Source organism: Acidovorax sp. (assembly GCF_046339755.1).
Lineage (GTDB): Bacteria > Pseudomonadota > Gammaproteobacteria > Burkholderiales > Burkholderiaceae_C > Acidovorax.
In genome coordinates this window covers 1-8578 of sequence record NZ_JBKDTZ010000198.1, presented here as the reverse complement: position 1 = coordinate 8578, position 8578 = coordinate 1, and the positions used below count along the sequence as shown (strand labels likewise).

11 protein-coding genes are annotated in these 8578 nt (G+C 65.8%); 4 read left to right on the top strand and 7 right to left on the bottom strand.

Annotated elements, in window-relative coordinates; all coding sequences use genetic code 11:
* Nucleotides 1-186: 186 nt before the first annotated feature.
* Together ACK59X_RS16180 and ACK59X_RS16175 are read right to left on the bottom strand one after the other, a co-directional pair.
* Entirely contained in the window at nucleotides 187-480 is a 294-nt protein-coding gene (locus tag ACK59X_RS16180) for a DUF4148 domain-containing protein (protein WP_409958757.1), read from the bottom strand.
* A gap of 31 nt (nucleotides 481-511) precedes the next feature.
* The gene (locus ACK59X_RS16175; protein WP_409958755.1) at nucleotides 512-730 is read right to left on the bottom strand and encodes a hypothetical protein; all 219 of its coding nucleotides are present in this window, start codon (nucleotides 728-730) and stop codon (nucleotides 512-514) included.
* A 189-nt stretch (nucleotides 731-919) separates the two neighbouring features.
* Between ACK59X_RS16175 and ACK59X_RS16170 the strand changes: the two genes are divergently transcribed.
* The gene (locus ACK59X_RS16170; RefSeq protein ID WP_409958753.1) at nucleotides 920-1357 is read left to right on the top strand and encodes a CBS domain-containing protein; all 438 of its coding nucleotides are present in this window, start codon (nucleotides 920-922) and stop codon (nucleotides 1355-1357) included.
* Nucleotides 1358-1432: 75 nt separating this feature from the next.
* Here the strand turns inward: ACK59X_RS16170 and ACK59X_RS16165 are convergent, their stop codons facing one another.
* From ACK59X_RS16165 to ACK59X_RS16150, 4 genes are all read right to left on the bottom strand, one after another.
* Complete coding sequence (locus tag ACK59X_RS16165; RefSeq protein ID WP_409958751.1) at nucleotides 1433-2257, bottom strand: ABC transporter ATP-binding protein; 825 nt, start codon at nucleotides 2255-2257, stop codon at nucleotides 1433-1435.
* Nucleotides 2254-3177 carry a nitrate ABC transporter permease gene (gene ntrB / locus ACK59X_RS16160; protein WP_409958749.1) on the bottom strand — a complete coding sequence of 308 codons (924 nt, stop codon included), beginning with the start codon at nucleotides 3175-3177 and terminating at the stop codon, nucleotides 2254-2256. Before ntrB ends, ACK59X_RS16165 begins: the two co-directional genes overlap by 4 nt.
* Nucleotides 3178-3239: 62 nt before the next feature.
* Complete coding sequence (locus ACK59X_RS16155; protein ID WP_409958747.1) at nucleotides 3240-4484, bottom strand: CmpA/NrtA family ABC transporter substrate-binding protein; 1245 nt, start codon at nucleotides 4482-4484, stop codon at nucleotides 3240-3242.
* A 381-nt stretch (nucleotides 4485-4865) separates the two neighbouring features.
* Nucleotides 4866-5492 carry an ANTAR domain-containing response regulator gene (locus ACK59X_RS16150; RefSeq protein ID WP_409958745.1) on the bottom strand — a complete coding sequence of 209 codons (627 nt, stop codon included), beginning with the start codon at nucleotides 5490-5492 and terminating at the stop codon, nucleotides 4866-4868.
* Between the two features lie 207 nt (nucleotides 5493-5699).
* Between ACK59X_RS16150 and ACK59X_RS16145 the strand changes: the two genes are divergently transcribed.
* Nucleotides 5700-6860 carry a branched-chain amino acid ABC transporter substrate-binding protein gene (locus ACK59X_RS16145; RefSeq protein WP_409958743.1) on the top strand — a complete coding sequence of 387 codons (1161 nt, stop codon included), beginning with the start codon at nucleotides 5700-5702 and terminating at the stop codon, nucleotides 6858-6860.
* A gap of 69 nt (nucleotides 6861-6929) precedes the next feature.
* The gene (gene cysC / locus ACK59X_RS16140; RefSeq protein ID WP_409958741.1) at nucleotides 6930-7460 is read left to right on the top strand and encodes an adenylyl-sulfate kinase; all 531 of its coding nucleotides are present in this window, start codon (nucleotides 6930-6932) and stop codon (nucleotides 7458-7460) included.
* An 83-nt stretch (nucleotides 7461-7543) separates the two neighbouring features.
* Here cysC and ACK59X_RS16135 read toward each other — a convergent pair whose 3' ends face one another.
* Complete coding sequence (locus ACK59X_RS16135; RefSeq protein WP_409958739.1) at nucleotides 7544-7783, bottom strand: hypothetical protein; 240 nt, start codon at nucleotides 7781-7783, stop codon at nucleotides 7544-7546.
* On the opposite strand from ACK59X_RS16135, the gene ACK59X_RS16130 reads away from it, so the two are divergent.
* A partial coding sequence (locus tag ACK59X_RS16130) for a hypothetical protein (RefSeq protein ID WP_409958737.1) occupies nucleotides 7775-8578 on the top strand: 804 nt, incomplete at its 3' end. The two genes, ACK59X_RS16135 and ACK59X_RS16130, sit on opposite strands and share 9 nt — an antisense overlap.

Below are 8578 nucleotides of genomic sequence, written 5' to 3'. Positions count from 1 at the left end.
TCGTCGACATAAGCACCGATGGTCTCCTGCCCGCGCGTGACGGCGCAGCCTGTCATGGTGACCAATGCCAGTGCCGTGACGGTCGCGGCGAGAAGGGTGCGCATGTTCATGGTGAAACTCCTGTGAAATTCAAGATTAAGGATGAGGTACTGAGGAATACGGGGCAAGACGCAATCTGGATGCGAATTAAAGTGCGCCGATTTCGCCAGCAGAAATCTGGCCGGTGCGTACGGCATCTGCGGCCTGGGCACGCACGGCAGCGCGGTCGGCCGTGGATTGGTAGGTCACCACGCGGGAACCAGCGGGTTCGATGCTGCGGGTCTTGGCGACGGCAGAGGCTTCGGCCACCACTTCAGCGCGGGTGCGGTTGGTTTCGAACTTGGTGGCGAATTGCGAAGCGTCGGCTTCGTCGGCCTGGGCACCGAACGATGCAAAGGCGGCAACAGCGGCGATGGAGAGGAAGCGTGCGGTCGTGTTCATGATGAAATCCTTGAAAAGTTGAAAAAGCGTCTCAAAAAAACCGGAACGGCTGCGATACGAACAAGCTGCTGAACCGGGTTCGGTGAGTCGCCTTGCGGGTTCGGCTCATCGATGGGTTGAACTGTACGCCTGGGGTGTTCATTGAAAAACCACCTAGTCGCCAATTAACTGTTCCGGTATCAGAAACAATCCACAGAGTTCCTGCGGTGTCCACCAGGCTTGTTCCCGAGAGAGCCAGCGCGTTGAACATGGGTGTATCGTGCCGGGTTAACCCCTATCGGGGGTCTCGTCGCGGTTTCGTTTCTTTTCGGTTTGTTTCGACAGCGGCGGAATGCAACAGCGCAGAAACATCAGCATGGGATGCTGCGGGTTGCACTCGGAGAGCAGATGGGCTGAAATGACCTTGTGCCCGATCCACGTCTCTCAGAGGGAGGTTTCCATGACCGTCGTAGCCAAGATTCTTCAGTCCAAGCCTGACGCCACTGTGCACACCATCCGGCCCACGGATTCCGTGCTTTCTGCCCTGCAGCTCATGGCCGACAAGGGCATCGGCGCCCTGGTGGTCACCGAAGGGGATGCCATCGTGGGTATCTTCACCGAGCGCGACTACGCGCGAAAGATCGCCCTCCTGGGCCGCACCTCGGCCGCCACGCTGGCGCGCGACGTGATGACCTCGGCCGTGCGCTTCGTGCGGCCCGACCAGACCAGCGAACAGTGCATGCAGATGATGAGCACCGGCCGCCTGCGCCACCTGCCCGTGGTGGACAACGGCAAGCTCGTGGGCATGATCTCCATCGGTGACCTGGTCAAGGACATCATCTCCGAGCAGAAATTCATCATCGAACAGCTGGAGCAGTACATCACAGGAAGCCATTGACCCTGTGAAAAAGGCGCTGACCGGGACCGGCCAGCGCCTTTGGCGTGATGCTGCCGCGCCTGGCGGCGCGCGGCTTCAAGCGGCTTTCTCGACGTGCCCCTGGCGCGTGTACAGGAAGTCGATCACCGCCTTGCGGTAGTGCACATACTGTGCGTCCTCGGCCAGCTCCACGCGCTTGCGCGGGCGGGGCAGGTCGACCTTCAGCACCTCGCCAATGGTGGCGGCCGGGCCGTTGGTCATCATCACGATCTTGTCGGACAGCAGCACGGCTTCGTCCACATCGTGGGTGACCATGACCACGGTGCTTTGCGTGCGCGCCACGATCTCCAGCCGCTCGTCCTGCAGCTTGGCGCGGGTGAGGGCGTCCAGTGCGCCGAAGGGCTCGTCCATCAGCAGCACCTGGGGTTCCATCGACAGGGCGCGGGCAATGCCCACGCGCTGCTTCATGCCGCCCGAGATCTCGCCGGGGCGCTTTGCGCCGGCGTGCGTCAGGCCCACCAGGGCCAGCGCGGCATCGGTGCGCGCCTTGAGCTGGGCCTTGTTCTCGCGGCCGCCGAACACGCGCTCCACCGCCAGGTAGACGTTGTCGAAGCAGGTCAGCCAGGGCAGCAGCGAGTGGTTCTGGAACACCACGGCGCGCTCGGGGCCGGGTCCCTTGATCTCCTTGTTGGCGCACAGCAGGGCGCCGGCCGTGGGCGTGGTGAGCCCGGCGATCAGGTTCAGAAGCGTGGACTTGCCGCAGCCCGAGTGGCCGATCAGGGCCACGAACTCGCCTTTGGCGATGCTCAGGTTTATCTCGCGCAGGGCCGGGAACAGGCCCTTGGCGGTCTTGAAGGTCTGGCCGACGCCCTGGACTTCGATGAACTTGCCGTTGGGCGTTGTGTTGGTTGTGGTGTTCATGCCTTCACCTCTTCGAATGTGAATGCGGTGGCCAGCTTGATGAGCGCGAACTCCAGCGCCAGCCCCACGATGCCGATCACGAAGATCGCGATGATGATGTTCTTGACGTTCAGGTTGTTCCACTCGTCCCAGACCCAGAAGCCGATGCCCACGCCGCCGGTCAGCATCTCGGCGGCCACGATCACCAGCCAGGCCGTGCCCACCGCCAGGCGCACGCCGGTCAGCATGTAGGGCAGTACGGCGGGGAACAGGATCTTGGTGGCGATCTTCCATTCCGACAGGTTGAGCACGCGGGCCACGTTCATGTAGTCCTGCGGCACGCGCTGCACGCCCACGGCGGTGTTGATGACCATGGGCCAGATGGAGCAGATGAAGATGGTCCAGATGGCAGCCGGGTTGGCCCCCTTGAACACCAGCAGACCGATGGGCAGCCAGGCCAGCGGCGACACGGGGCGCAGCAGGCTGATCAAAGGGTTGAACATGCGCGAGAGGAAATTGAAGCGCCCGATCACGAAGCCGGCCGGGATGCCCACCAGCGCCGCCATGCCGAAGCCGATGGCCACGCGCTCCAGCGACATCAGCACGTTCCAGCCCACGCCCTGGTCGTTGGGACCATTGCGGTAGAACGGGTTGCTGAAGATTTCCAGCGCCTGCGCCCAGGTGGCCTGCGGGCTGGGGATGCTGCCGCCGGTGGTGGTGGAGACCACCGCCCACAGGCCGATGAGCAGGCCCAGGCCGCACAGCGGCGGCAGCACGGCCATCCAGAAGTTGCGCGACACGGCGGTCCAGTCGCGCGGGGCCCGCGGGACGGGCGCCTCCGTGCGGGCCTCGGCGGCTGGGGCGGCGGCACTGCGCGCGGGCGCCGCCGGCGTTTCGGCCGGCAGCGCGGCGGTAGGGGAGTGAAAAACGGCACTGACCATGGTGGATCTCCTGTGCGGGTGGAAACGTGGGGCGATCAGAGTGGGGCCTGGGCCTGGGGCGCTCAGGCCTTGAGCTTGAAGCCGTCGGCGTACTTCTTGGGGTCCTTGCCGTCCCAGACCACGCCGTCCACGAGCTTGTGGCTGCGCATGTCGCTCTTGGGCAGCGGGGTCTTGGAGGCGGTGGCCGCCTGCTTGTAGACGTCCACGCGGTTGATGGACTTGGCCACGCCGGCGTAGTCGGGGTGGTCCTTGAGCAGGCCCCAGCGCTTGTGCTGGGTCAGGAACCACATGCCGTCCGACAGGTAGGGGAAGTTCACCGCGCCGTCGTTGTAGAACTTCATGTGGTTGGGGTCGTCCCAGGTCTTGCCCATGCCGTCCTGGTAGCGGCCCAGGATGCGCTGGTTGATGGCGTCCACGCCGGTGTTCACATAGGCCTTGCCGGCAATGGTCTCGGCCATCTTGTTCTTGTTGGCCAGGCCTTCGTCGATCCAGCGGCCGGCCTCCAGGATGGCGGCCGTCACGGCACGGGCCGTGTTGGGGTACTTCTGCACGAACTCCGAGGTCGTGCCCAGCACCTTCTCGGGGTGGTCCTTCCAGATGTCCTGCGTGGTGGTGGCGGTCACCCCGATGCCGTCCATGATGGCGCGGTGGTTCCAGGGCTCGCCCACGCAGAAGCCGTCCATGTTGCCCACGCGCATGTTGGCCACCATCTGCGGTGGGGGTACGGTGATGACCTTGGCATCCTTCATCGGGTCGATGCCGTGCGCGGCCAGCCAGTAGTACAGCCACATGGCATGCGTGCCCGTGGGGAAGGTCTGGGCGAAGGTGTACTCGCGCTTCTCGCTGGCCATGAGCTTGGCCAGGCCGGCGCCATTGACGGCGCCCTTGTCGGCGAGTTTCTTGGACAGCGTGATGGCCTGGCCGTTCTGGTTCAGGTTCATCAGCACGGCCATGTCCTTCTTGGGGCCGGCAATGCCCAGGTGCACGCCGTAGACCAGGCCGTAGAGCACGTGGGCGAAGTCCAGTTCGCCGTTGACCAGCTTGTCGCGCACGCCGGCCCAGCTCGCTTCCTTGGTGGGGATGATGGTCACCCCGTACTTCTTGTCGATGCCCAGCACCGAGGCCATCACCACGCTGGCGCAGTCGGTCAGCGGGATGAAGCCGATCTTCACTTCCTTCTTCTCGGGGGCGTCCGAACCCTGTGCGTGGACGAGGGCGCGCAGCGCGGGGCTCACGCCCACGGCGCCCACGGTGGCGGCCTGCAGCACGGTGCGGCGGTTGAGACTGGTTTTGAGCAGATCGGTCATGGGGCTTCCCTGGTGGCGTAGAAAACAAAAAAGGCGTCCCCCCGGCGCAAGGCTGCTGCGGCTCGAAAGCCATGCAGCGCCTAGCGCGGGTGGGACGCCTCTGTCCGGTGCGAGGGGGAGTTGTCCGCCGTTGGCCACATCCCCGCTCATCGAAGACCTTCGTTGGTCTCACACCAACCGATGCAAGCCCTGTGCCAGCTCTCTCCAGCCTCGGTGTACTCTGCTTTTCATAGCGGCAGATCATTGCCAGTAGGGCCTTCAAGGCAAAGCGCGGCATGGCTTGGCGCGCTTGCGTGCCTGGCATCGGCATGCACAGGTTTTGTGCGGTGCACCACCACGGGGTGGGTGGTGGCGGGAGTGGTGCGGGCGAGGGCGCGGGGGTCAGCCCAGCAGATCGGCCACGTCCAGCATGCGCTGCGCCACGTCCACGAGCTTGAGGCCCTTGTCCATGGCCGTCTTGCGCAGCTTTTCGTACGCGGCCTGCTCGCTCAGGCCCTGGCGCTGCATCAAGAGGCCCTTGGCGCGGTCGATGGTCTTGCGGTCCTTGAGCTCGGTCTTGGCGTCGGCCAGTTCGGCGCGCAGCGCCTGCTCGTGCTGGAAGCGCGCCATCGCCACGTCCAGGATGGGGCGTATGCGCTGGGGTGCCAGGCCGGCCACGATGTACGCCGACACACCGGCGGCCACGGCCGCCTTCACGTGCGAGGTGTCCTCGTCGTTGGTGAACATGACGATGGGGCGGCGCTCGTTGCGCGTGGCCATCACCACATGCTCCAGCGCATCGCGCGCCTCGCTTTCCGCGTCCACGATGATCAGGTCGGGCTGCAATTGCGCCAGACGCTCGCTCAGGAACACATCTGCCGGCAGGGTGGCCACGAGGTTGAAATTGTTCTCCAGCAGGCCGATGCGCAGCGCCCGCGAGCGCTCTGCCTGCAGCAGGGCGTGCTCGTCGTCGGGGTCGGCGACCGCCAGATCGGGGGCGACCACCACTATGCGCAAGGCCTCGTTCATGCCGTCAGCATAGCAAGATTTGCGCCACAAATTGGTGCACGGGGCTGGTGCAGGCAGGGGTCTACCCTGGGTTTTGCAACCCGCGCGGCTCCGGGGGCCTGAAACTTGCTAATAGAGTGAGTATTGGGAGGGCATACCCGATAGCGCCTCTTTGCGGCGTCGCATATACATCCGGACACATTGACATACAGATTTGGAGTTTCCTGCATGAACCAGTCCATCGACCGGCGCCGATTCCCGGCCCACCTGGCCTTCGCCGCTGTGGCCGCCACCGCCTTGTTGGCAGGCTGCGGCAAAGTGCCCGACACCATCAAAATCGGGGTGGCCCAGCCCCTGAGCGGGCCCCTGGCCGCCCTGGGGCAGGACCTGCTCAACGGCGTCAACCTGGCAGTGGCCGAGCTCAACAAGGGCGGCTACAGCGTGGACGGCAAAGTGGTGAAGCTGGAGGTGGTGCCCGTGGACGACCGGGCCGATGCCGCCACCGGCAAGACCGTGGCACAGCAACTGGTGGATTCGGGCGTGGTCGCCGTCATCGGCCACCTCAACTCGGGTGTGAGCATCGAGACCGCTCCCATCTACGCGGCCAAGGACATCCCGCAGATCGCCATCTCCACCAACCCCAAGTTCACGCAGCTGGGCTTTCCCACCACCTTCCGCATGGTGGCCAACGACACGCTGCAGGCGCGTGCCATCGGCTCGTTCGCCGCCACGCAGCTGGGTGCCAGCCGCTATGCCGCGCTGGACGACGGCACGCCTTACGGCAAGGGCCTGGCCGATGGCGCGGCCGAGCAGCTCAAGGCCGAGAAGAAGGAAGTCGTGGTGCGCAAGTCCTTCGACGACAAGACCACGGCCTTCGACGCCCTGGCCGGCGAGCTCAAGGCCGCCAAGGTGGAGGTCATCGTCTCCACCCTCAACGACTTCCAGGCCATCGCCCTGCTGGAAGCCCTCAAGAAGGTCGACCACACCAAGGTGCGCCTGCTTGGCGGCGACACCATCAAGACCACCGACATGGCCAAGGGCGCCGGCATCGTGGAGGGCATCTACGCCACCTCGCCGGTGCTGGAGGCCAAGGAGTTCGCCACCGGCAAGCCTTTCCTCGAAAAGTACGTGGCCGAATTCAAGAAGCCCCCGGCCTACGGCGGCCACTACAGCTACGACAGCACCTACGTGCTGTCCGCCGCGATCCAGAAGGCCAAGTCCGCCGACCCCAAGGACATCACCAAGGCCATGCACAGCATCAACGGCTATGCGCCGGTGATCGGCACCATGACCTGGGACGACAAGGGCGAGCAGCGCTACGGCGCCGTGGGCGTGTACGAACTGCGCGGTGGCGGGTGGGAGCTGCGCATGCGCTCGGACCGCTGGTAACAACGCGAAGGGCGTGGCGGCAAGGCTGGCATACAGTAGGCGCACCTCAGCTACCTCTGCCAAGCCGCGATGCCTTGCTCGAATCCCCTCGTCTACTGGATCACCGGCCTGCCCGCCGCAGGCAAGACCACCCTGGCCGGCGCACTGGCCGATGCCCTCAACCAGGCCGGCGGCCGGGCCTGCGTGCTCGACGGCGACGAGCTGCGCAAGGGCCTGTGCTCCGACCTGGGCCTGTCGGCCGCCGACCGGGCCGAGAACATCCGCCGCGCGGGCGAGGTGGCGCGGCTGATGGCCCGCAATGGCCTGACCGTGGTGTGCGCCTTTGTCTCCCCCTTCGAGGCCGACCGCCAGCGGGTGCGCGCCCTGTTCGCGCCCGGCGAGTTCCATGAGGTCCACCTGAGCACCTCGGTCGAGGAATGTGCCCGGCGCGACCCCAAGGGCCTGTATGCGCGCGCCCGAGCCGGGCTGATCACCGGCCTGACCGGCCTGGATGGCACCTACGAGGTGCCCCGCGCCCCGGAGTCGCAGTACGACACCCAGGCCATCGCGGTGGCGGCCATGGTGCAGCAGCTCCTGGCCGCCCGCACCCCGCAGTCCTGACGCGGTGCCCGGACGCGGCGCAGCCCGCAGCGGGCGGATGTAACGCACGCATCTTTACAGGAACTTCCCGCCCGGGCTGCCTCTCAGAGCCTCGCTTCGCCCGCATGAAGCGGCTGGGCGGGTTTGCGCACGCTGCTTTTTGCGGCATGCAGGTGGTTGCAAAAGTTATTTTTCATCACTGAATGGCAGGTGCCCTGGCGGGCGCTGCGGGCCGGGCCCGTGGCGTTGGCGGGGCGCTTTTTATGTCCTTTTTTTGTCCTGGAGTGGTCTGGATGCGGTTTTTGTTGGTTGTGTGCCTTTCTGCGGCGGCGTCGTTGTCCCATGCCGCCAATTTCGTTTCTCTTCACCAGTCACCCCTCAGGATCGCCCTGCCGCCCGCCGCCGGGACCTACGACTACAGCTTCGACAGCAAGATCGGCTTTCAGCAGCAGTACGCGCCCACCGGTGTCACCGGCTGCGCCATCGGCTTTTCCTCCAGCGGCTGTGCCTTTCCCGGCGGCGGATCGCTCGCCCTGCCGGAGTTCACCAACTACCAGTTGCAGTACAAGGAATTCAAGATCTACATCCCCGCGGGCACGCGCTCCTTCCTGTTCTCGGGCTATGCGCCCCAACGCACGGAATCGGCCTTTGCCCTGCGCTACGGCTCGGCGCCGGTCCGTGAGGCGGCGCTGAGCGCGGCGGAGTACGCCAGCACCCAGGCGAGCGAGCACATCGACACCACCTTCTCGCGCCTGGTCAACGAGCCCGGTGCCGACCACCTCGTGGTGCACGACGGCGGCGGCACGGTGCGCTTCGTGGGCGGCCAGCTCGACGCCAGCAAGGGCAGCACCAGCCAGGGCAACTGGCTCTACGTGCGCCAGGTCAGCGGCAGCCCGCTGTACGACGTGCAGGGCGCCATCGACGTGGACATGGACAAGTACGCAGCCGGCTATGCCGCCATCACCTGGACCACCTCGACCTACCCCGACCCGGTGGAGGGCCCGAGCCCTGCCGTGGGCACCGCCAGCACCACCAACCAGCAGACGGTTGCGAGCACCCCGGTGGCGACGGCCACCCCCGCGGCTGCGGCCGCAACGGTCTCGACCGCGGTGCTGTCCACCGCCGGCCAGCCGCTGCAG

Coding starts and splice junctions, on each gene's coding strand:
- ACK59X_RS16180 (WP_409958757.1), bottom strand. CDS start 480: ATGAACACGACCGCACGCTTCCTCTCCATCGCCGCTGTTGCCGCCTTT.
- ACK59X_RS16155 (WP_409958747.1), bottom strand. CDS start 4,484: ATGACCGATCTGCTCAAAACCAGTCTCAACCGCCGCACCGTGCTGCAG.
- ntrB (WP_409958749.1), bottom strand. CDS start 3,177: ATGGTCAGTGCCGTTTTTCACTCCCCTACCGCCGCGCTGCCGGCCGAA.
- ACK59X_RS16170 (WP_409958753.1), top strand. CDS start 920: ATGACCGTCGTAGCCAAGATTCTTCAGTCCAAGCCTGACGCCACTGTG.
- ACK59X_RS16150 (WP_409958745.1), bottom strand. CDS start 5,492: ATGAACGAGGCCTTGCGCATAGTGGTGGTCGCCCCCGATCTGGCGGTC.
- ACK59X_RS16175 (WP_409958755.1), bottom strand. CDS start 730: ATGTTCAACGCGCTGGCTCTCTCGGGAACAAGCCTGGTGGACACCGCA.
- cysC (WP_409958741.1), top strand. CDS start 6,930: ATGCCTTGCTCGAATCCCCTCGTCTACTGGATCACCGGCCTGCCCGCC.
- ACK59X_RS16165 (WP_409958751.1), bottom strand. CDS start 2,257: ATGAACACCACAACCAACACAACGCCCAACGGCAAGTTCATCGAAGTC.
- ACK59X_RS16135 (WP_409958739.1), bottom strand. CDS start 7,783: ATGGGACAACGACGCCGCCGCAGAAAGGCACACAACCAACAAAAACCG.
- ACK59X_RS16145 (WP_409958743.1), top strand. CDS start 5,700: ATGAACCAGTCCATCGACCGGCGCCGATTCCCGGCCCACCTGGCCTTC.